The organism is Pseudoflavonifractor sp. 60, from assembly GCF_009911645.1.
Lineage (GTDB): Bacteria > Bacillota > Clostridia > Oscillospirales > Oscillospiraceae > Lawsonibacter.
The window spans coordinates 56,625-75,543 of record NZ_QWKI01000036.1 but is presented as its reverse complement, the minus strand read 5'-3'; the positions used below and the strand labels follow the sequence as shown (position 1 = coordinate 75,543).

Sequence of the window (18,919 nt, the reverse complement as noted above, 5' to 3'; positions counted from 1 at the left end):
GTTTCCTCTGCTGAGGCTATGGTCATAATTTCTCATTTCCACACGCTGCTCAAACGCTTATGAATACAGCTTCTTAATCCGGTGCTGAGGGTCAAAAACCTGGCATGGGATCTCAATATTCCTGAAAATATTGAGATCGTATGCGATATGGACAAGCTGGAGCGAGCAGTCGATAACTTGATACGCAATGCGATTAATTATAGTTTTCCTGATACGTCAATACAGTTTACATTGGTTCCCCTTGCTGGGAGCGTTCAGATCTGTATTCAGAATCAGGGGAATCCCATTCCGCCTGAAAAGCTGGAACGGATTTTTGAGCAGTTCTACCGGCTGGATGCGGCCCGCTCTTCTGATACCGGTGGGGCTGGCCTTGGCCTTGCGATTGCAAAAGAAATTGTTGAATTGCACCACGGAATTATTACGGCTTACAGTGCGGATAAACTCATTCGATTCACCATCCAGCTCCCCCTTGATTGTCAGAAAATCTTATGATTTTAGTCAGGAAGGAATCATAGACCACGAAGAAAAAACGAAAATACGGAAGTCCCTTTCTTGGTATAATGTGGATACCTTGAAAGGGACTTCTGTATTACGGTTTATTTCGGGGAATATCTGAGTAGGAAGGGTGAGAGACCATGAGGAAAGAACGGCTGATCGGAAAAGAACGATACGCCGGATACCTGCTGATTTTCATGCAGGGCCTGATCCTGGCTCTGCTTGCGGTTTTCTTTTTGAACCGACAGTACATGGATGTGTGGCGGACATATCCGCAAGATAGTGAGGCCCTGACGGTCTATCTGAAAAATGTGGCTGCGGAAAAGGAGCGGGGTACGCAGAATTTTCTGTTGACGGCCGCAGAGGAGCAGGGATTATTCGTTGCGAGGATGGATGGGATCTTGGATAATCGCGGCAGCTCCCAGGGTTATCAATTTGGCGTCTGCGGAAACGCGGAAAACCGGCAGGCAGAGCTTTCTTTTCTGAAAGAGAGCATATTGACCTGTGCGGACCTGAAGGAACTGCTGGCTTCCGATCATTCCGACAGCACCCTGGGCGTAGAGATGGGCAGTATCAACAGCATTGGCGAGATACCGAATTTCCGCTTCTATGGGCACATCGTCATCAAACAACTCCCGGCTTTAATAGCAGACAGCCAGACGGTCAATGGCGCTTATACCATTCTCGGCTTGGAAAGCGATGCAAAGCAGCAAGCCTTTTTACAAGGGCTCGCCGGAGCAAGCGGGCTTATGGAAAGCGAGCTTTTAGAGGCCAGCGGCGGCAGCGGCACGAATGATCTGGTTATGCGGGATATTTTGTTCGCTTTCCTTGCGGCACAGATTTTTTTGAACACGGTATTTTTTGTGATTGTTGCAATGAAAAGCCTGCCAAAGCAAGGCAAACTGACATTGCTCGGATGGTCGCGTCTCGCTTTTGCAAAGGAAATATTGGGCGGATTTTTCGCCGTATCTGTTGCTGCTGTACCCATCCTGGTATTCGCCAACAGCGTGATCGCCGGTTGGGGTACATTCTCTCCTCCCCTTTTGGGATGCTATCTGGCGACCGCCTGTGTAAACATATTGGTCATATTGATGGAATTAGCCGTTTCCGCATTTGTGATCGTCATTGTCAAACCGCTTGACGCGATACGGGGGCGCATTCCCAAAAAGACTTTGTACGGTTTAGGGATAGCCGCTTATTTCATGATCAGCGCCGGCTTGGTGTTCTGCGGCAGCTACATTGACCAGCCGATCTCCTATATCTCAAAAAACACACAGCTTGCACAGCGTTGGGAGGCTGTTTCGGAGTATCAGTTGTTAAGCAGTATTTCAATCGGCCAGGATGCGGCTTCCTTTTCCGGCGGCTCGAAGGAATTAGATCAGGACTTGTATGACTGGTATTCTTCGATTGCCGGCAGCAAAGGGGTATATATCGTTCAGACAGAGTATTACGATACTGGAATTATTGAGACGTGGCAGGATAACAAAACCTATTCCTCCATGCCCAATGCTCCGCTATGGCTGTTTACCATGTCGCCCAACTATCTGGAAAGCCTGGGAGTCACGATCCCTGCCAACGCCCTGCTTTCAGCCCAAAGCGGAACCCGGCTTTACCTGCTTCCGGCCGCTATGCCGGATGAAGAAAAAAACCAGCTCTCCCAATGGCTCCAGGAACGGGATACCAGAAGTCTGCGTGACGGTGACATTCAGACCGCCTTTACGCAAAATCCATCGTTCCTGTTTGTCGAGTATGAACCCGGTCAGAGCTTCTTCACATGGACGACAGATGAGGGATATGGTTCGGAGGCAAGCAGGCCGGTCATCTATGTGGCTACACCGCAAAATATGAAATACACCGAAACAGAGAGCTTGAAATCATCCGGTTTTAACGGCTATATTAAATTTTCCGATGCGCAAACTGCTATGAACTGCACAAGCGCGGATGTATTGTCCAGCTTCGATCTTTCGGATAACGCCCCGCAATTTGCAAGCGTTCACAATTACATTGACGGCCTGCAAAAAAATCTGGAAACAACGCTTATGTGGTTCGGCCTGGTATTTGTCATGTTAATGCTGATCCTGATTGGGCTGCTGCTGGCTCTGGCCGCTGTTTTCCGCATTGCAAATCAAGAAAAAATCAATGTCAAGAAGTTTATGGGGTTCTCCTTCCCGCAGATGTACGGTAAACCGCTTCTGCTGTTGTCGGTGATTTTTGCTTTGGAATTTGTAGGAATGCTGGCCCTGAAATCAAAGTTTGGGCTGCTCCTGCTGGTGATCGTGTCTTTGGTACAGGTTGTGATCTTTATAAAATACATGGCGCACAATGAACTGAAAAATGTCCTGGCGGCTTTTAAGGGGGAGTGAATGATATGAGTGCTGTTGAAATCAGAAATATCACAAAAAGATTCGGAACGAGAACAATTCTGAAGGATGTTTCTTTCTCCGTGGAGGATGGGGAACTGGTCGCGCTGATCGGACCGTCCGGCTGCGGGAAGTCCACGCTGCTGAACATGATCGGCACGCTGGAAGCTGTTGACAAGGGGGATATTCGGCTTTATGGGAGAAAGCTGCTGGGTATCAACAGCCGGAAGGCGACCATGCTGCGGAGAAATACCATCAACTATCTGTTCCAATCCTTTGCTTTGATCAGCGATATGACTGTCTTTCAAAATCTGCTTTTGTCTATGCGTTTCTTACATCTTCGTCAGAGGGAAAAAGAAAAGCGCATCCATCAGATTTTGCAGACGGTTGGGCTGTCCCACTTGGAATATGCGGTTGTGAACACTTTGTCTGGCGGCGAACAGCAGCGTGTCGCCTTGGCAAGAACGATATTAAGGCCTGGAAAGCTGATTCTGGCGGATGAACCGACCGGCGCTTTAGATGGAAGGAGCGCTGAGTTGTCCTTCTCGTTGATCAGAAATTTGTGCCAGAAGTATCACAAGACCGTAATTATGGTGACACACAGCCTTGACTTGGCGCAAAGGGCCGACCGGGTAATCGACTTGGCTTCTTATCAAACACAGAATGCCGGATCATCTGCCGCGGCTCAGTGTCAAACCCAGGAGGAATATATTCGGGCGATGGATTCCCTGCGCTTCTCTCCACGGCAAAAGGCTGCTATTGCAAAGCGTACAGCCGAGGGGATCAATCAGGTCGATCCGTTCTAATGTGCCCAGCCTTTCATGTTATATGATTCCACTCTGCTGCACGATGGCAAAAAAGCTGTCGTGCAGCAGAGCACATTTCACCTATACTTTCTCGCGCCTCAAGAGCAGATACAGACGGCGACATGAGTCCTCATCAATTGAAGATGAATATTTCTTCGATTGGAGCCTCAACCGCCCTGGAAATGTCAATGGCTAATTTCAAGGAGGGATTGTACTGCGCCTTTTCCAGCCGCATGATGGTTTCCCGGCGCACACCTACCTGCGCGGCCAGCTGCTCTTGGGTCAAGTCCTTCAGCTGCCGGTACTTTTTTAATCTGCATTCAAACTCCGCCATTCTTTACTCCCCTGCCTCCTCCGTCTGATCATCGTGGTCATAGCGGTACAGCAAATACTCCGGAAGAAAAATGCCCAGGGCCAGGGTGAGGGAAAGCACGATGATGACAGCAATCAGGGTATATTCCAAACTGCCGAACAGCTTCCCCTGACAGAGAATCACCAATGCAATCAGCGTAATGCTGAACGTGATTTTGTATGTTTTGAGCTGGGCGCGGGCGGCATTCTCACGGAATCGTTCGTCCATAAAAATCCCGGACATTTTTCCCTCATAGAAAAATCCGAAGAAGCCGAAGAACAGGAAAAACATAAAAGGGAATACGGCGCCCATGACGGAATAGGTCCAAAAACCGGCGAGTCCCAAGAAACCCAACAGCCCCAGGAACCCCAGCCTGGGATCGACTCTGCGGGTCATGTTTGTCTTTGTGATGCTCTTCCTGCTTTTCCCGCTGCTGATAAAAAGCTGGATAAACAGAGCGATTACATAGATGCAGGTGAGCGAGATAGATAAGATCATCGGCAGATCCTTTGCGTTGAAGGAGTAGTTTCCAAAGTCCATCGGAGTGACCAGGCGGGAATCGTTAAATGTAACAGCGTACCAGACGGAAAGCAGCATAGCCGCAATGCAGAGAATCCCACAGCCAACCCAGATTTTTACCTTACTATTTTTCATGTAGCGCCTCCGATTAACGAGATATATTTATCTCTTGATGGGACAAATATATCACTTCCACTTTGGCCTGTCAATAGAAAAATGATAAATATTTGTCTCTTTTTATTTTGGGCGCTTCGGAGCGTCCACCGCAAAACATTTCATGACATTCAGAAAGCATTTGGTGACAAGTGGGCTGATGACCGCTTGCCAGTATAGGGCCGCCGTAGTATAATATTTTGCCACAATAACAAAGGAGGTGGATTGTTCCATGCTGCGTATTGCCATCTGCGACGATGACGGCGCTACCGTACAGGCCAACCGAAGCATCGCGGAGGACTGTCTGAAGCAATGCGGGAGCGCTGGCGAGATCGCCGCCTATACCCACAGCGACAACCTTCTGTACGACATCACCGAGGACGGATTTTTCTTTGACCTGATCCTGCTGGACATTGAAATGCCCGGCAGCACCGGGATGGAGCTGGCCGGGAAAATCCGGCCCTTCCTGCCCAACGTGAAGATCATCTTCATCACCTCCCATGTGGAGTATGCCATCGACGCCTTTGAGCTGTCCATTTTCCGGTATGTTCCCAAAAACGACATTGCCCGGCGGCTCTCCGGGGCAATCTGCGACGCTATCCGGCTGATCGAGTTGGAGGAGGGAAAATACTACACCATCCAGACCAACAGCCGCCTGGAGAAGATCCCTTACAAAGAAATTCTGTTCCTTTCACGGGACGGGAAAAACACCAGCATCACTACCGCCGGCGGTGCGGCCAAGGTCCGCAAGAGCTTACAGCAGGTCTATGAGGAGTTGGCTGCGGAAGAATTTATCTTCATTGACCGGGGCTGCATCGTCAATATGATCCATGTTATGCAGGTGAAGGATGGCTCGGTCATCCTGAAAAACGGCGCAGCCCTCTCCATCAGCCGCTCCCATCTGCAAGAGGTCAAGGCGCGGATCAACGCCTACTGGGGGGCGCATATATGACGGATATTCTTCTTCTGTTCTCCGGCATGTTGACCGGGATGGTGCGGGTTCTCGTTGGCCTGATCTTGATTTACCGGCTGTTATCAACAAAGAGGCCCAATGTCCGAAGTCTTGGATTGGGTCTGGCCGGGGCGGTGGTTCTCACAGTTTTGCTGTCCCTGCTCCATGCCCCCGACTTCTACCGGATGGCGCTGGAGGCGGTGCTGATCGCCGCCTGTGCCCACTGGCTGCAAGGAGCGGAGGTGAGAATGAGCCTGTTCGTCGGCATCTTTTTTGAGATTGGCGTCTCCTTCTGGTCATTTCTTCTGTTGGCTGGACTGGGGGTACTGCTGCACTCTCAGGACTTCCTCAGAACTGAAACGCTGGCGGGACAGTCAGCCCTCTGGCTGCTCCACGCTCTGCTGGCGGGTCTGGCGGTCTGCCTCTCCCGAAAGGAGATTGAGGGAAAATCCGCGTTCCGGGCCGTCTCCGCTGTCACGGTGGCCGGTTTTCTCTCGGTCATCACTCTGTCCGAGCAAAGAGTCCTGGACATCCCCGACGACACGCTCTATATGTGGACCATCCTGGCGGTGGTGTTGATGATGTCGGTGCTGGTGTTCAACATCAGCCGTCAGTACGAGGTGGAAAAGGAGCTGGCAAGGCTGAAATCAGAGCAGGCCGAGCTGCTGGAGCGGGACTACACCACCCTCAACCGGGCCTATGAGGTCAACGCCAAGTTGTTCCACGACTTTCACAACCACATCGGGGTTCTGCGGCAGCTCCTCGCCCACGAAAAATATGGGGAAGCTGTCCGCTACCTGGACGAATTGCAGGCTCCCGTTCAGGACTTGACTGCCGCCGTGTGGACGGGTGACGAGACGGCGGACTACCTGATCAACAGCAAAGCGGCCGCAGCGGAGACGGCCGGCGTCCGGTTCCAGGCCCAGGTGGAGTTTCCCCGGCGCACCAATATCCGCAGTGTGGACCTATGTGCGATTTTGGGCAATCTCCTGGACAACGCCATTGAGGCCGCCCGGCAAGTGCCGAACCAGTCGGAGCGGACAGTGGCCCTCACCATCCGCCGCATCCACCAGATGCTGGTCATCAAGGTGGAGAACAGCTTTGCCGCCGCGCCTGTCCAGGAGAACGGTCAGCTGAAAACCACCAAGACCGGGGGCGGTCTCCACGGCTGGGGCCTCAAAAGCGCCCAGACTGCCGCAGAAAAATACGACGGTATGGTGCAGGCCAATGTCTCCGGTGAAATTTTCCGGGCGGTAGCTACGTTGTCTTATCAAGGAATGGAGGATATTCATGAGCAAATATGACGCTTTGTGGGCCCATGTGCAAAAGAGCGGGAGCCCCACCCTCAAATTGACCTTTGCATAGATCCAGGAGATCGCGGGCGTTCCCATTGACCACTCGTTCCTGAGATACAAAAAGGAATTGACGGGCTATGGGTATCAGGTGGGGAAAATCTCTATGAAGGAGCAGACGGTCATTTTTAATAGGACATGAGTATGACAGGGCTGAAAAGAGGAATGGTCATGCTGGCGCCGCATCAAGAGGAATGGGCTCAAAATGCGGAGAGGACTATTCAAACATTAAAGCAGCTTTTAGAGCCTGCCGCAGTTGACATTCAGCATATCGGAAGCACCGCCATTTCCTCCATTCATGCAAAACCAATCCTTGATCTTGTCGTAGGCGTTCGTAACCTGGACGATATAGCGCCTTATGTCGAATTGCTCAAACAGCATGATATTGTTTTTCGCAGAGAAGCTGTTGCGGGACAGCTGCTGTTTGTAATGGGCGATTTTGAAAAGGATACCCGTACACACCACATCCATGTGGTCAGATGGAACGGAGCCGAATGGAATAACTATATCAATTTTCGGGATTATTTGAACCGTTACCCTGATAAGGCGATGCAGTATGATGCCTGTAAGAAAAAGTTGGCGGCGCAATTTGCAGATGACCGAAGAAGCTATACCGCAGGCAAGCAGGAACTGATAGGCTGCTTGCTGAAAGAGGCACATGCGTGGAGATCTGGGACATAGTGTTGCAGACGATGCTATAAAACGGAGGAATGATTATGTTCGGAAAGAAAGAAAAAAGATTCAGCGTAAAAGAAATGGAAAGCTATAGTGGAAGCGGAACTATTCGGATCATCGTCGATACAAAGACAGGCGTTAATTACATTATGACAGAAGGCGTCGGTGGTTCATCTATCACCCCCTTGCTTGACAGCAATGGGAACGTGGTGATTGACAAATAGCTTCCGATTTTGGGAGGGTAAAATGAAAATCAGACTGGTAAGACCTACGGAACAATTAAAGGAACAGGCAATCAAATTTAGGCAGGAATTTTTCAACAACCATGAGATGGTAATAAACGGAAGCGAATTGCTTGATAAGACAGACCAGTACGAGGATTGGCTGAAGGCTGTGGCCGCTAATACAAATATTGAAACAGTAAACGTCAACTGGGTGGTCACGGATACTTTTTTTGCTGTGGATGAAAAAGACAAGATCGTTGGAATTATTGATTTGAGGCATACGCTGAACGACTTTTTGAAAGATTTAGGGAATTGTGGCTACAGTGTCCGCCCTTCTGAGCGGAGAAAAGGGTATGCAACAGAAATGCTCCAACTGTTGCTGCCGATTGCGAAAAATGCTGGAATGAAAGAACTGTATTTGTCTGTTGAACGGGATAATGAAGCCTCTATTAAAACAATCGTAAAAAATGGCGGAAAGCATGAACGGAGTTTTGAATTTGAGGGTGAGCAGGCAGACATATACAAGATCATTTTATAAGTTTCGATTCATTGGGCGCTTATCCGCAGAGGGTAAGCGCCCCTTTTCGCGGTCAAAAACCTGCCGTTTGCGGACATTCCCGCACAGCGGCAGGTTTTCTGCTATGATGCAGGTACATCAAGGAAGCAACGCTTCAAGGAGGAAATGGTTATGCGTCATGTTTACATTCGCGGTATCTTGGCTCTGATCTGGCTGGCGGCGGCGGTCGTCAGCGGCGTATCCGGCAATCTGGCATGGGCCGGGCTCTATGTCCTGATGGGGGCGGCTTTCGGATATTCCGCCTACGCCACCTGGAAGAAGGAGAAAAACGGGAAGAAGGGAAATTGACCATGAACGGGAACATCCTGGAGCTTCAAAACCTCAGCGCCTGGTACAGTGAGGGAAAGGATGTGCTGTCTGGCTTCTCCCTCCAGCTACGTCCCTATGAGGTGGTGGGGCTGATTGGCCTGAACGGCGCCGGGAAGACCACCTTTTTGAAAACCTTGTCCGGTCTGCATGAAGGCTTCCGCTGTGATGGCATCCGTCTGTATAGCCGCCCGGTATCCTTCCGGGATAAGGACTTCAAGCTGTGCCGGTACACCGTCTTTGCCGAGGACAACTCCTTCCAGTATTTCACCTTTCGGGAGTATCTGTCCTATGTGGCGGCGGCGTACAAAAAGAAACTGCCTGATGTGTCCGAGCTGGTGCGGGGCTTTCACTTCGAGGAATACACCGACACATTGCTGAAGAACCTGTCCACCGGCAGTAAGAAAAAGGCATTTCTGATTACCGCCTTTGCCCTGAAACCGGAACTGCTTCTGCTGGACGAGCCGGTGAACGGGCTGGACTTCCAGAGCACTGAGTACCTGTACCATCTGATCGCCGGGTATAAGGAGCACGGGACGGTCCTCTTCTCCTCCCACGTTCTGGAGAGCATCACCCTGACCTCCGACCGGGTGCTGGTACTGGAGGATGGGCACATCCAGCGGAGTTTTGAGGGCAGTCAGATCAATGCGGACACGATTCGGGAGGCCCTGCATGATGAAAATGAGCTTTAACGTGACTGCCAAAAAACTGTTTGGCGTCAAATACGCGCGGCTGACCAGGACGCTTTTCCTTGATCTGGTGGTCTTCTGGGGGCTGCATATAGCCGGATTTCAAGTCCAGATTGCTTCCCCCATCCTGTATCTGATGACCAGTGCTTTCTCCGCCGGGGTCATGTGGCAGGCCCTCTCTGCCGAGGACAACGGGGCCAACATGGAAAATATGTTCATGCTCCCCTTTGAGGGGCGGAATTTGGTGTTTTCCTATGTATCTGCGCTGGGGGCCTACACGCTGCTGACCAAGACCGCCGGATTACTTGCCATCGTGCTGGCTGTCTCTCTCTGGAGTGGGGCAGAGGTGCTGGGATGCGTCCTCTGCGGGGTCAACGCCGTCCTTGTGACCGCCTGCATCTATCCCAGAAAACATCTGCGGGCCGTCACGGGGGCGCTCTGGGCAGCCGTTCTGCTTGCTGCGATTTTTCTGCTGGGGAAAGTAGTCTTTCTTTTCCCCATTCTGGCGGTGAGCATTTTGGCCGCGATCCTGCTGCTGTGCCAGACAGACGCCTATGCTTTCCGTCAACGCCCCAGCAGGCGCAGGGCAGGGGGCAGAGTCCACCACCGTCCTTCCGTATGGCGTTACCTGTTCCGCTACCTGATGGCTCACAAGAACTATCTGGTCAACACAGCGGCGATGTGGGGCGTGGCCTGCGTTCTGCCGGTGCTGTTCGGTCAGATGGAGGCCCGGTTTATCCTGCCGGTGGGCTTTGCGATTCTCTCCCTGAATACCCCCCTCTGCATCCTGCTGTCCTGCGACCCGGCTCTGGAGCAGGCGGTACGCTTCCTGCCGGGACAGCAAAAGGCGTTCTGCATTCCCTACTGCTTGTTCATCTTCGGGTGTAACCTGGCCGCAGACATCATTTTCCTGTGCAACTGGCAGTTCCAGATCGGCGGGATCGCTCCGCGCCATATCCTGACGGCGGCCTCCTTTGCTCTGCTGAGCGCGGCCGGCTCCGTCCTGCTGGAGTGGTACTGCCCCATACGGGGATGGAAAATCGAAAGCGATCTCTGGCATCACCCGCGGAAATACGTTGTACCAGCCATTATGATGCTGCTGGCCGGTTTGGTAGGTATGTTTTGACAATGAAACCACCGGGACGGATGGGAATTACCCTGCGTCCCGGTGGTTTTGCATCGTAAAAAAGCGTCAGTTTACAGTGTGCCTGCAATAAGAACGTACTGCCAGAAATTCGAACAGCGGGATCTCAATGATACAGACCCCGATCATGGCATGGGGCGTCCATACTGCCAGTCCGCCCAGGCTCAAAAATTTGAAGTCGGTGATGGCGTAGAGGATACTAGCCTGGATACTGGTGCCGCTGGCGGGGAGGATGCTGCACAGCCAGTTGGACAGTGCTCCAGGCGCCGTCATGGAGAGCACCACCGGCGCGATACAGAACACCAGTCCGGAGGCCAGGGACGCCACCGTGCTCTTACATCTGGAGGAAAGAAACAGGGTGAAGCTCACGGAGGCCAGCACCGAGAGCAGTCCGGCCACGGCAAAGAGGCGCTGGAGCTCCCCAATGTTCATGTCGGTCAGGGTGACGATGGAGTAGAGCATCTGGATGGAGGTTTTGGTACACTCCCAGCCGAACAGGCTGTTTACCACCAGAATATGCACAACGGCGCAGAGCACAAAGGTGGCAGCGCTGATGAAAAGAGCGGCCAGCGCCTTGGCGATACCCAACTTGGCCCTGCCGTACCGGGTGCAGCGGAGAATATCGTCGGCGCCCGACTGATAATCGGCGGAGAAGACCGGGGCGGCGATCACGACACAAAACAACAGCACCAGGAAGCCCATGATGTTCTGGTAGTCCAAAATGGTGGAGCTCATGCCGGGATAGACCTCAAAGGGCTTTTCCACCTTCTGGTACATCTCCACAGCTTTGCGCTGGGCGGCAGGGCTGTCTGGCTGCTCCATCGCCATCAGGGAGGCGATCCGGGCCTCGCAGACGGAATAGTAGTCGTCGATCTGGGCCGGGTCAATCTCCATAATGGTGGGGGCCATGCCGGTGTCCGGGTCGGCAAACGCCTCCTTGACGCCGTGGAGCAGCGGGGCAATGGGGAGAATTTCCTTCTCATAGACGCCCTCCGGCAGATCGTAGGACTCCGTGACACCATAAGATGTAAGACACGCCTGATAGATCTCCACGGCTTCCCGCACCCGCTCCGGGGTGACGATGCCACTGGCGTCCGCCTGCCGCTCCTTCTCATAGGCGATGGAGGCCAGCCCGGTCAGGTTGACCTCGTTCCCAGACTCGTCTGTATAGTTGCTGTAACAGTAAGTGGTCGGGAGATATGCCAGCAGAATAGACAGCAGCAGCGCCAGAGCCAGCAAAATCCAAGTAAGCCTTGACTTCAAGACCCGTTTCAATTCCAGTCGAAAGATCCTCATTTACTGATACCTCCTGTCACTTTCTCCACTGCTCTCCGGGAACATCCACAAATATAGATCCTCCAGACGAGGTGCCGCGGCAGTAGAAACATTGTTGCGGGGCCGGTCTGACAGATAACGGATAGAGACGCTGCCATCGGTTTCGTTTCGCAGATTGGTGATTTGCAGCTTGCTCTCATACTCCTGTACCAAGTCTGCCGGGATGGTGCAGCTCCAAACCCTGTCCTCCACCAGCCTGGTCAATTCCTCCGTTGTCCCCGTCGCCAGCAGCTTGCCTTCCTTGATGATGGCGTGGCAGGTGGCGATATACTCCACGTCGGGGACAATGTGGGTGGAGATCAGCACAATCCGGTCATGGGCGAACTCCGACAGCAGATTACGGAAGCGTACCCGTTCGCCGGGGTCCAGGCCCCCGGTGGGTTCGTCCAGGATCAGTACCTCCGGATCGTTGAGCAGGGCCTGGGCGATCCCCACCCGGCGTCTCATTCCGCCGGAGAGTTTGGCGATTTTCTTATTGTAGACATCCAACAGGGAAACACGCTCCAGCAGCTCGTGTATCCTTCGCCAGCTCTGCCGCTCCGGAAGCCCTTTCAGGGCAGCCACGTAGGCCAGGTAATCCTTGACGGTGAACTCCTGGTGGAAGCCGAAGTCCTGGGGCAGAAAACCGAAAACATCCCGGTACCGCTCCCCCAGCGTCTGAATGGATACGCCGTCATACACCACCTGACCGGAGGTAGGCCGCATGATCCCGGCAATCATCCGCATCAGGGTGGTCTTACCTGCCCCGTTGGCCCCCAGCAGACCCCAGACCCCCGGCGTCAACTCCAGGCTGATGTCACTGACTGCCTTTTTGTCCTTAAATCGTTTGGAAACATGGTCGATCAGCAATTCCATGTGGAAACTCCTTTCCCGCTGATAAAAGATAAAGACGCTCTCGCCTTGGCACTGTCATTGTACCAAAGGCAGGAGCGCCTTTTTCACGTTCTCTCACACGGGATTCCACTATTTTTATACGGACTTTCTTACGATTTTCTCACAGGCCGATGATAGGGGCGGTTTGTCCTGCGCGGAGGCTTTTTCCAGATTGGCTTTGATACCGCAAAGAAAACCAGATACCCCAACATGCCGCCCAAAGTATTGAGCATGAGATCGTCAATGTCCGCCGACCTGCCGGTGAAATATTGCATAAACTCAATGGCGAATGAGAACAGCGCCAGGGAAAGAGCAGTTTTCCCAAAGCCGCGCATTCTCTGGAAAGCGACTGGCATCATAAAGCCCAGCGGGACAAACATCACGATATTCGCGGCGGTTTGGGCGATTTTCTTCGGCTCCGGCATCCCCCAGGTCTCTTGAAAAACCTTGAAGGGAACGAGATTCAGTGAGCGGTCTGCCGCAGCTGTTTTAGATGCGCCGACCACGACCGTCGCTGCCAGGACGATAATGACACAGGCCCCAAACAGGAAATAGGCAAGCTGTTTTGCCGGCGGCACGCGCTTTCGGAGCAAAAAGCAAATAGGCGCATAGAGTACGGCCATACCCAAGAGGCAGATAGCGCTGATGATACAATAGCCCAGGATTTCTCGAATCATAAACATAGATATTCCTCCAACAACAAGCACCGGCGGTTTTGGCTCTATCATAACAAAACCACCGGCGCTTGTTCTGCGTTTTTCCTACGGATTTTCTAACAATTTTCCTACACTTCAGATCACGCTTTTTTAATCGGGTGTCTAATCACAGTCTTCCATTTTTCGGGGGCAACCTTTCTTGCGTCTGACATATAAATTTCGTGGTGCATTCTTGTATTCGTAATATCATTCACATATCCGTTTTCAGCCAAATACTCATCCATCAAAGCTACTGTAACGGGTTCATCATCAAAAGGACCCAAGTGCATGATTTGGACACACAGCCCCTCATCAATGGTCAAAAACTCCGCCGGCGAACAATCCAGTTTTTTCTTTTTAGCCGCCGTTTCAACTGCCCAATCAAAATCTTCTTTCAAAACGAAATCAGGCAAGCGGATGACAGAAATCCAGTGAAAGGCTGATTTGTCCGCATAATCTACGCCGTCAACATTGTCTTGCCACCAGAAGCCCTCCAGCGGAGGGACAACATATTCAAAGAATCCCTCTATTTTATGATCTGTCTTGTGGCTCATTTTTATGGTATATGCGACGGCGTATAAAATACTGATCGCCTGCTGATAGGCGCCGCCTTCCTCATTTGGGTTTCCTGTTCCCCTTACCGCAATATAATTCGCTTTCGGAACATTTACAATCTGAGGACGATTCGTTGGCATATAAAATTCTTTATATTCCTTTTTAAAATCAAAAGCCATAATTTCCTCCCTGTAAATCTGTCAGATTATTTTTCCTCCGGGCAAGATTTTTCCTTACCTCTGACACAAGAATACGCCTTCAAATCTGACACAACCTGTCAAGTTTTATAGACTGCTAAAAATTTTTGTTTTCAAAGTCGGCTGTTTTTCATGACGGCTTACCAGCCCTTTTCTGTCAGGATTTTGTCAAATTTTTTCTCCGACAGGATCTTGTGGGTCACAAGCTGGCCGTCATAGAACAGAGAAAAGGTGGTAAACGGCGAGGGGGCGCTTTGCGCGTCCTCCCTGGTCTGAATGTGGACAGTCTGGAACACGGCGTTCCGCTCCCTCGCCATGTTCTCCAGTACTGGCACATACTTTGCCGTAAAGGGGCACTGGTTTGTGTAATAGAGCACAAATCCCTGGGGCATATCCCCATGCTCCCGCATGGTATCCCGGAAGCGGGGCCGCTCCGCCCCCTCCACAAAAGGCAGATACAGCAGCTTGAAGTAAGGCTCCGCTGTATCCGCCGTCACAAACCCCTTGTGTCTCATGTATCCGGGGTCGGAGAGAAAGCCCAGCTTCTTTTTGGAGGACAGGATCACAAGCCCCTTTTTCCCCTTCGTTTTGCTGTCCTTGATACAGGCATCCAGCAGGAGGTTTGCGTATCCATGCCCCTTGAACTGCCCAGACACCCACAGGCAGTCGATCACCATATATCCCTCCGCCTCAATGGGAGCCCAGGCATACTCGGCAGGGATGTACTCAATAAAGCATTTCCCCCGGACATTGCCCTTCAAGAAGACAAGACCCTCATCCAGCCGCTCCTTTAGCCATGCCTTTTTGGACATGACCTGCACATCCTTGTTGCTGGATATGGCGCAGCAGATGTGTTCCCAGTCAATGTTATCGTGGGTCAGTTTGATGAATTCCATACTTGTATTTTCTCCAATCTTATGAAATAGGCAACACCACCGTAAAGACCGTCACCCCGCCCCCGCTCTCCGCTGTGATCGTCCCCTTGTGGAGCGTGACGATCTGCTTGGCGATAGCCAGGCCCAGCCCGGTCCCGTTGGAGCTGCGTCCCGTGTCCAACCTGTAAAACTGCTCAAAAATTCGTTCCAGCTTCTCTCTGGGGATCGTCCCGCCGCGGTTGGAAAATTCCAGCGTTACGCTGTCCTCACTTTGCTCAGCCTCAATGATAATTTCGGTCCCGTCGCAGCTGTAGTTTACCGCATTCCGCAAAAGGTTGTCAAAGACCCGCTGCATCTTGCCGGCGTCACAGTTCAGCAAAATGTCGTCCCCGGCGGCGAGGCGGCAGGTCAGGCCCTTTTGATCCAATACCGGCTGAAATTCATACACGAGCTGCTCCAGCAGGCGGGTCAGATTGATTTCACTGTATTGCAGCGTGATGGTGGACAGGCTGTACCGCGCGATTTCCAGGAACTCGTTAATCAGATCCTCCAGTTGCTCCGACTTAGTGAGGGCGATGGAAAGATACTTTTCCCGCAGCTCCTCGGAGAGCTGTTTTTCATCCCGCAGCAGGTTCAGGTAGCTGATGGAGGAGGCCAGGGGCGTTTTCAGGTCGTGAGCCAGATACATCACCAGATCGTTATTTTTCTGCTCGGCCAGGAGCATGTCGCTCTTCTGCCGGTCAATGGTGTGTTTCACCAAGTTCATTTTCCGCTCAATCGAAAGCAGCTCCGGGGGCAAGGAGATTTCTCCCGGCACGTCCTGGAGCAGAGCGTCCATCCCCTTGCTGATACTCTCAAAATACCGGGTCAACCAGCGGAGATAACAGTAAAACAGACCGGCGAACACCAGCAGGAGGGACAGCAGGATGATGGCGTCCATGTGACTGCGAAAGGTGCGCTCATAAAACTGGAGGGCGGCATCATAGTCCATACCCAGGGTGGTTTGAAACAGGGCTACCATCCCGTTGGCAAAGCGGCCCCGTAACAGGACAGCATAAGTGAGATAGAGTACAGCGGCGGCAGATGCCAGAACGGCTATGGTGCGGAGAAATATCTTCGCGCGGAACTGTCCAAAATTATTCTTACTTTTCAATGGTGTAGCCAACCCCCCATACCGTTTTAATGAATCTGGGGCTTCGGGCAGGCTCGTCCAGCTTTTCCCGCAGCCGCCCGATGTGGGCCATGACGGTGTTGTTGTTCTTCAGGTACTTCTCGCCCCATACTGCCTCAAAAAGCTCCTCGGAGGGGACGACCACACCCTGCCGCTCACAGAGATACCAGAGGACAGAGAACTCAAGGGGAGTCAGCTGCACTTCCTTCCCGAACAGGAAGCACTTGTGGTTGTCCCGGTTGATGACCAGCCCCCGGATGTCGTATTCATGGATTTCTTTCTCCGACTTTGGAGCGGGACTGTTGTAGAGCCTGTACCGCCGCAGTTGGGTTTTGACCCTGGCGACGACCTCCAGGGGGTTGAACGGCTTGGTGATATAGTCGTCGGCCCCGATGGTCAGGCCCATGATTTTGTCCCCGTCTGCTGTCCTGGCCGTGAGCATGATAATGGGGCAATAGGACTTCTCCCGGAGCTTCTTGCAGAGCTGAAAGCCGTCCGCGTCGGGAAGCATCACATCCAGGATCGCCAGATCCAGGTCTGTGTGTTCCATACAGTCCAGGGCCTCCGCGCCGGTATAGCACTTGTGGACCGTGTAGCCGTCGCTCACAAGGTACAGCTCCAGCACGTCGGCCAGCTCTTTTTCATCGTCTACCACTAAAATGTTACAGCTCATCTTATCCCCCCAAAAGCACAGTACAGAGTAAAGCATTGCGAGCAGCCATTTGTTACTTTGTCTTAGCACTTCTTTTCTTCTTATAAACGCTGGCTATGGTGTTGACCGCACTCAACACGATAAACAGGCCCGTAAAGTTGATCCAAATATCTTGATACGCTGTTTTCGCCAGGGGCTCCCGCAGCCCGGTAAACCAGACATAGGCGAACGCCAGCAGCTGGGACGGGATGTATGCGGCCACATACCGCAAAATCAACGGCTTAATAGGCAGACTGGTACACAGCTCAAACGCCACAATACCAATCAAAAGTATGATGGCCCTGTCCAATTCGTGCCAGTTGCCGCTGGGGTCCTCATAAATGCCGCTGCAAAGATACAATACACTGTTCAGAAGCGTTATCACGGTATAGATGATGGAATACACCGACACCAGATTGATCCACTTTTTCGCGCTCATTTCTCTTTTTCCTCCAGGTTAAGATTTCACAACAATTATATCAAGATTCTTTTTGCTTTTTCCTCTTTTTCTCTGTGAAATTTCTTAAATTTTTCCTACAGTCAATGTTCAGCCAAGCCAGCCGTTATAAAAAGCGGTCACCCCCAATGCGGCTCCTATGACAGTTGCAATGAGAATCACAATGATACCTTTTCTGTGTTCTTTGAAATACGCCAATAGGATTTTCAAATCTTCCATGCTCAAAATCTCCTTAAATTAGTTGTTAATGCGAAGAAAAGCGGCGGTTTCCGAAAACCGCCGCTTTTCAGAAATTAAGAGAGCTGTGTATATACAGCGTGCTGCCGCCGGTATGTATCGCTATCTTTCTGCTTCAGCTCCTGCTCCACCTGGGACAACTGGCGCTCCAGATCCTTGATCTTGGCCTCGTCGGTCTCGGTATTGAGTTGCTGCTCCAGCTCCTGCTGCTTCTTTTTCAGTTTTTCGATCTCGCGGTCTACCTGATCGGTATTGCACTCCCAAGTCTCGCCCTTATCCTTTTTCCTCTCCGGGCCCTTCGCGCCCCGGCCCGCCGGATCAGGCTCCTCGGGGGCGTCCGCATCGGGCTTCTTGGCATCAGGGGCACCCTCCGGCTGTTTCGGCGCACCCGCTGCCCGCTCAGGATCGTCGAAATAAATCTTGGACTGACCGTCCTCGTCCTTGCCCATCCAATAGCGCCCGGACGGCTCCTGCGGCTCTTCTGGAACGTATTCATCCATCACAGGCTTCAGCTGACGGCCCTGGGACTCTTCTTCGGATTTCTGAACCTTGGACGCTCCCAGCACCTTCTCGGCTGTTGTCAAGGGCTGGACTGCGCCGGTGTTCACACCAGAAATAGGCATCATAAGTGATTCCTCCTCGAAATTTTACGCAGTAAATGAAACGGTCGGTTCCGACTCCACCGGAGCGGCGGAAACCTCGCCGGCCGGCGTATAGATGACCGGCTCACTGTCAATGGGTTCCGCCGCCTCGGCGGGCTTATTGTTTTTCAGCGCCGCTTTCGCCGCCTCGCTGATCTGCACCACATCGGTTCCCTGGAGATGGTCCGGCTCTGCGCCTTCCTCCGCCCGCTTGCGCTCCTCCCGGCGCTTTTCGATGGCGGCTTCCTGCTCCAGCTTTGCCTTTTCACGCTCGGCTTTCGCCTCAGCCTTCATGCCCTTGTCCAGCTTTTCCTGGTACTTAACGGCCTTCTCCGCGCATTCGCCGGTGTAGCCCAGCGCCCGCTTCATCTTTTCCGTATCGCCCTCGGCGCTGGCCTGCCGGTATACGCTCATGGGCGTACCAGACAGCTTGATGTTGGAACTTGCGCCCAGAAGCCCTTCCATCATCTGAATGTTCATGACTGCATCTCCCTTCGGATAAATTTAGGGCAAAATGATTTGTTCTTTGTCAGTCTACCGAGGGAAAAGTACCCTTTCAAGGCTTTTGTAATGAAATGCTCTCTGGAT

24 protein-coding genes are annotated in these 18,919 nt (G+C 52.3%); 11 read left to right on the top strand and 13 right to left on the bottom strand.

Going from position 1 to position 18,919, the window contains the following annotated elements; translation table 11 throughout:
* The first annotated feature begins 147 nt into the window (after window positions 1-147).
* The 3 genes from D1646_RS04720 (at window position 148) to D1646_RS04710 (ending at window position 3,661) form a co-directional block, all read left to right on the top strand.
* Window positions 148-492, top strand: a complete 345-nt coding sequence (locus D1646_RS04720) for an ATP-binding protein (RefSeq protein WP_160635350.1) — start codon at window positions 148-150, stop codon at window positions 490-492.
* 143 nt (window positions 493-635) lie between these two features.
* The gene (locus tag D1646_RS04715) at window positions 636-2,858 is read left to right on the top strand and encodes a hypothetical protein (protein WP_160635349.1); all 2,223 of its coding nucleotides are present in this window, start codon (window positions 636-638) and stop codon (window positions 2,856-2,858) included.
* A 5-nt stretch (window positions 2,859-2,863) separates the two neighbouring features.
* Window positions 2,864-3,661 carry an ABC transporter ATP-binding protein gene (locus D1646_RS04710; protein ID WP_160635348.1) on the top strand — a complete coding sequence of 266 codons (798 nt, stop codon included), beginning with the start codon at window positions 2,864-2,866 and terminating at the stop codon, window positions 3,659-3,661.
* A 133-nt stretch (window positions 3,662-3,794) separates the two neighbouring features.
* Here D1646_RS04710 and D1646_RS04705 read toward each other — a convergent pair whose 3' ends face one another.
* Both D1646_RS04705 and D1646_RS04700 read right to left on the bottom strand, forming a co-directional pair.
* On the bottom strand, window positions 3,795-3,995 hold the full coding sequence (locus tag D1646_RS04705) for a helix-turn-helix transcriptional regulator (RefSeq protein ID WP_160635347.1): 201 nt from the start codon (window positions 3,993-3,995) through the stop codon (window positions 3,795-3,797).
* A gap of 3 nt (window positions 3,996-3,998) precedes the next feature.
* The gene (locus tag D1646_RS04700) at window positions 3,999-4,667 is read right to left on the bottom strand and encodes a DUF3796 domain-containing protein (protein ID WP_160635346.1); all 669 of its coding nucleotides are present in this window, start codon (window positions 4,665-4,667) and stop codon (window positions 3,999-4,001) included.
* A 250-nt stretch (window positions 4,668-4,917) separates the two neighbouring features.
* On the opposite strand from D1646_RS04700, the gene D1646_RS04695 reads away from it, so the two are divergent.
* The 8 genes from D1646_RS04695 to D1646_RS04660 all read left to right on the top strand — a co-directional run bounded on the left by D1646_RS04695 (window position 4,918) and on the right by D1646_RS04660 (window position 10,586).
* The gene (locus D1646_RS04695) at window positions 4,918-5,637 is read left to right on the top strand and encodes a LytTR family DNA-binding domain-containing protein (protein ID WP_160635345.1); all 720 of its coding nucleotides are present in this window, start codon (window positions 4,918-4,920) and stop codon (window positions 5,635-5,637) included.
* Window positions 5,634-6,941, top strand: coding sequence for a sensor histidine kinase (locus tag D1646_RS04690; RefSeq protein ID WP_160635344.1), 1,308 nt, complete (start codon window positions 5,634-5,636; stop codon window positions 6,939-6,941). The genes D1646_RS04695 and D1646_RS04690 overlap by 4 nt, the downstream gene beginning before the upstream one ends.
* A gap of 192 nt (window positions 6,942-7,133) precedes the next feature.
* Window positions 7,134-7,670, top strand: coding sequence for a GrpB family protein (locus D1646_RS04680; protein ID WP_160635343.1), 537 nt, complete (start codon window positions 7,134-7,136; stop codon window positions 7,668-7,670).
* A gap of 35 nt (window positions 7,671-7,705) precedes the next feature.
* Complete coding sequence (locus D1646_RS04675) at window positions 7,706-7,888, top strand: DUF6440 family protein (RefSeq protein ID WP_160635342.1); 183 nt, start codon at window positions 7,706-7,708, stop codon at window positions 7,886-7,888.
* Window positions 7,889-7,910: 22 nt separating this feature from the next.
* A complete protein-coding gene (locus D1646_RS04670) occupies window positions 7,911-8,426 on the top strand; it encodes a GNAT family N-acetyltransferase (protein ID WP_160635341.1) in 516 nt (171 codons plus the stop codon).
* Between the two features lie 150 nt (window positions 8,427-8,576).
* Complete coding sequence (locus tag D1646_RS22620) at window positions 8,577-8,753, top strand: hypothetical protein (protein ID WP_201754550.1); 177 nt, start codon at window positions 8,577-8,579, stop codon at window positions 8,751-8,753.
* A gap of 2 nt (window positions 8,754-8,755) precedes the next feature.
* On the top strand, window positions 8,756-9,463 hold the full coding sequence (locus D1646_RS04665; RefSeq protein WP_160635340.1) for an ABC transporter ATP-binding protein: 708 nt from the start codon (window positions 8,756-8,758) through the stop codon (window positions 9,461-9,463).
* Window positions 9,444-10,586: a hypothetical protein gene (locus tag D1646_RS04660; RefSeq protein WP_160635339.1), complete on the top strand. Its 1,143-nt coding sequence runs from the start codon at window positions 9,444-9,446 to the stop codon at window positions 10,584-10,586. The genes D1646_RS04665 and D1646_RS04660 overlap by 20 nt, the downstream gene beginning before the upstream one ends.
* Before the next feature lie 66 nt (window positions 10,587-10,652).
* Here the strand turns inward: D1646_RS04660 and D1646_RS04655 are convergent, their stop codons facing one another.
* From D1646_RS04655 to D1646_RS04610, 11 genes are all read right to left on the bottom strand, one after another.
* A complete protein-coding gene (locus tag D1646_RS04655; protein ID WP_160635338.1) occupies window positions 10,653-11,900 on the bottom strand; it encodes an ABC transporter permease subunit in 1,248 nt (415 codons plus the stop codon).
* The gene (locus D1646_RS04650) at window positions 11,901-12,794 is read right to left on the bottom strand and encodes an ABC transporter ATP-binding protein (protein ID WP_160635337.1); all 894 of its coding nucleotides are present in this window, start codon (window positions 12,792-12,794) and stop codon (window positions 11,901-11,903) included. It abuts the gene before it with no gap.
* A 128-nt stretch (window positions 12,795-12,922) separates the two neighbouring features.
* Window positions 12,923-13,495: a VanZ family protein gene (locus D1646_RS04645; protein WP_160635336.1), complete on the bottom strand. Its 573-nt coding sequence runs from the start codon at window positions 13,493-13,495 to the stop codon at window positions 12,923-12,925.
* Window positions 13,496-13,608: 113 nt separating this feature from the next.
* Window positions 13,609-14,241 (bottom strand): GyrI-like domain-containing protein, encoded by a 633-nt coding sequence (locus tag D1646_RS04640; RefSeq protein ID WP_160635335.1) that lies wholly within the window; start codon window positions 14,239-14,241, stop codon window positions 13,609-13,611.
* Window positions 14,242-14,399: 158 nt separating this feature from the next.
* Window positions 14,400-15,155, bottom strand: coding sequence for a YoaP domain-containing protein (locus tag D1646_RS04635; protein WP_160635334.1), 756 nt, complete (start codon window positions 15,153-15,155; stop codon window positions 14,400-14,402).
* A gap of 19 nt (window positions 15,156-15,174) precedes the next feature.
* Window positions 15,175-16,287 (bottom strand): HAMP domain-containing sensor histidine kinase, encoded by a 1,113-nt coding sequence (locus D1646_RS04630; protein WP_160635333.1) that lies wholly within the window; start codon window positions 16,285-16,287, stop codon window positions 15,175-15,177.
* Window positions 16,277-16,978 carry a VanR-ABDEGLN family response regulator transcription factor gene (vanR, locus tag D1646_RS04625; RefSeq protein WP_160635332.1) on the bottom strand — a complete coding sequence of 234 codons (702 nt, stop codon included), beginning with the start codon at window positions 16,976-16,978 and terminating at the stop codon, window positions 16,277-16,279. Before vanR ends, D1646_RS04630 begins: the two co-directional genes overlap by 11 nt.
* Window positions 16,979-17,030: 52 nt before the next feature.
* Window positions 17,031-17,435 (bottom strand): DUF6608 family protein, encoded by a 405-nt coding sequence (locus D1646_RS04620; RefSeq protein WP_160635331.1) that lies wholly within the window; start codon window positions 17,433-17,435, stop codon window positions 17,031-17,033.
* 108 nt (window positions 17,436-17,543) lie between these two features.
* On the bottom strand, window positions 17,544-17,672 hold the full coding sequence (locus tag D1646_RS23645) for a hypothetical protein (RefSeq protein WP_279279916.1): 129 nt from the start codon (window positions 17,670-17,672) through the stop codon (window positions 17,544-17,546).
* A gap of 74 nt (window positions 17,673-17,746) precedes the next feature.
* The gene (locus tag D1646_RS04615; protein ID WP_160635330.1) at window positions 17,747-18,316 is read right to left on the bottom strand and encodes a hypothetical protein; all 570 of its coding nucleotides are present in this window, start codon (window positions 18,314-18,316) and stop codon (window positions 17,747-17,749) included.
* Between the two features lie 21 nt (window positions 18,317-18,337).
* Window positions 18,338-18,811 carry a hypothetical protein gene (locus D1646_RS04610; protein WP_160635329.1) on the bottom strand — a complete coding sequence of 158 codons (474 nt, stop codon included), beginning with the start codon at window positions 18,809-18,811 and terminating at the stop codon, window positions 18,338-18,340.
* Window positions 18,812-18,919: the final 108 nt, after the last annotated feature.

Coding starts and splice junctions, on each gene's coding strand:
- D1646_RS04715 (WP_160635349.1), top strand. CDS start 636: ATGAGGAAAGAACGGCTGATCGGAAAAGAACGATACGCCGGATACCTG.
- D1646_RS04700 (WP_160635346.1), bottom strand. CDS start 4,667: ATGAAAAATAGTAAGGTAAAAATCTGGGTTGGCTGTGGGATTCTCTGC.
- D1646_RS04610 (WP_160635329.1), bottom strand. CDS start 18,811: ATGAACATTCAGATGATGGAAGGGCTTCTGGGCGCAAGTTCCAACATC.
- D1646_RS04695 (WP_160635345.1), top strand. CDS start 4,918: ATGCTGCGTATTGCCATCTGCGACGATGACGGCGCTACCGTACAGGCC.
- D1646_RS04650 (WP_160635337.1), bottom strand. CDS start 12,794: ATGGAATTGCTGATCGACCATGTTTCCAAACGATTTAAGGACAAAAAG.
- D1646_RS04675 (WP_160635342.1), top strand. CDS start 7,706: ATGTTCGGAAAGAAAGAAAAAAGATTCAGCGTAAAAGAAATGGAAAGC.
- D1646_RS04660 (WP_160635339.1), top strand. CDS start 9,444: ATGATGAAAATGAGCTTTAACGTGACTGCCAAAAAACTGTTTGGCGTC.
- D1646_RS04655 (WP_160635338.1), bottom strand. CDS start 11,900: ATGAGGATCTTTCGACTGGAATTGAAACGGGTCTTGAAGTCAAGGCTT.
- D1646_RS22620 (WP_201754550.1), top strand. CDS start 8,577: ATGCGTCATGTTTACATTCGCGGTATCTTGGCTCTGATCTGGCTGGCG.
- D1646_RS04720 (WP_160635350.1), top strand. CDS start 148: ATGGACAAGCTGGAGCGAGCAGTCGATAACTTGATACGCAATGCGATT.
- D1646_RS04690 (WP_160635344.1), top strand. CDS start 5,634: ATGACGGATATTCTTCTTCTGTTCTCCGGCATGTTGACCGGGATGGTG.
- D1646_RS23645 (WP_279279916.1), bottom strand. CDS start 17,672: ATGGAAGATTTGAAAATCCTATTGGCGTATTTCAAAGAACACAGAAAA.
- D1646_RS04665 (WP_160635340.1), top strand. CDS start 8,756: ATGAACGGGAACATCCTGGAGCTTCAAAACCTCAGCGCCTGGTACAGT.
- D1646_RS04670 (WP_160635341.1), top strand. CDS start 7,911: ATGAAAATCAGACTGGTAAGACCTACGGAACAATTAAAGGAACAGGCA.
- D1646_RS04620 (WP_160635331.1), bottom strand. CDS start 17,435: ATGAGCGCGAAAAAGTGGATCAATCTGGTGTCGGTGTATTCCATCATC.
- D1646_RS04615 (WP_160635330.1), bottom strand. CDS start 18,316: ATGATGCCTATTTCTGGTGTGAACACCGGCGCAGTCCAGCCCTTGACA.
- D1646_RS04680 (WP_160635343.1), top strand. CDS start 7,134: ATGACAGGGCTGAAAAGAGGAATGGTCATGCTGGCGCCGCATCAAGAG.
- D1646_RS04645 (WP_160635336.1), bottom strand. CDS start 13,495: ATGTTTATGATTCGAGAAATCCTGGGCTATTGTATCATCAGCGCTATC.
- D1646_RS04705 (WP_160635347.1), bottom strand. CDS start 3,995: ATGGCGGAGTTTGAATGCAGATTAAAAAAGTACCGGCAGCTGAAGGAC.
- D1646_RS04640 (WP_160635335.1), bottom strand. CDS start 14,241: ATGGCTTTTGATTTTAAAAAGGAATATAAAGAATTTTATATGCCAACG.
- D1646_RS04710 (WP_160635348.1), top strand. CDS start 2,864: ATGAGTGCTGTTGAAATCAGAAATATCACAAAAAGATTCGGAACGAGA.
- vanR (WP_160635332.1), bottom strand. CDS start 16,978: ATGAGCTGTAACATTTTAGTGGTAGACGATGAAAAAGAGCTGGCCGAC.
- D1646_RS04635 (WP_160635334.1), bottom strand. CDS start 15,155: ATGGAATTCATCAAACTGACCCACGATAACATTGACTGGGAACACATC.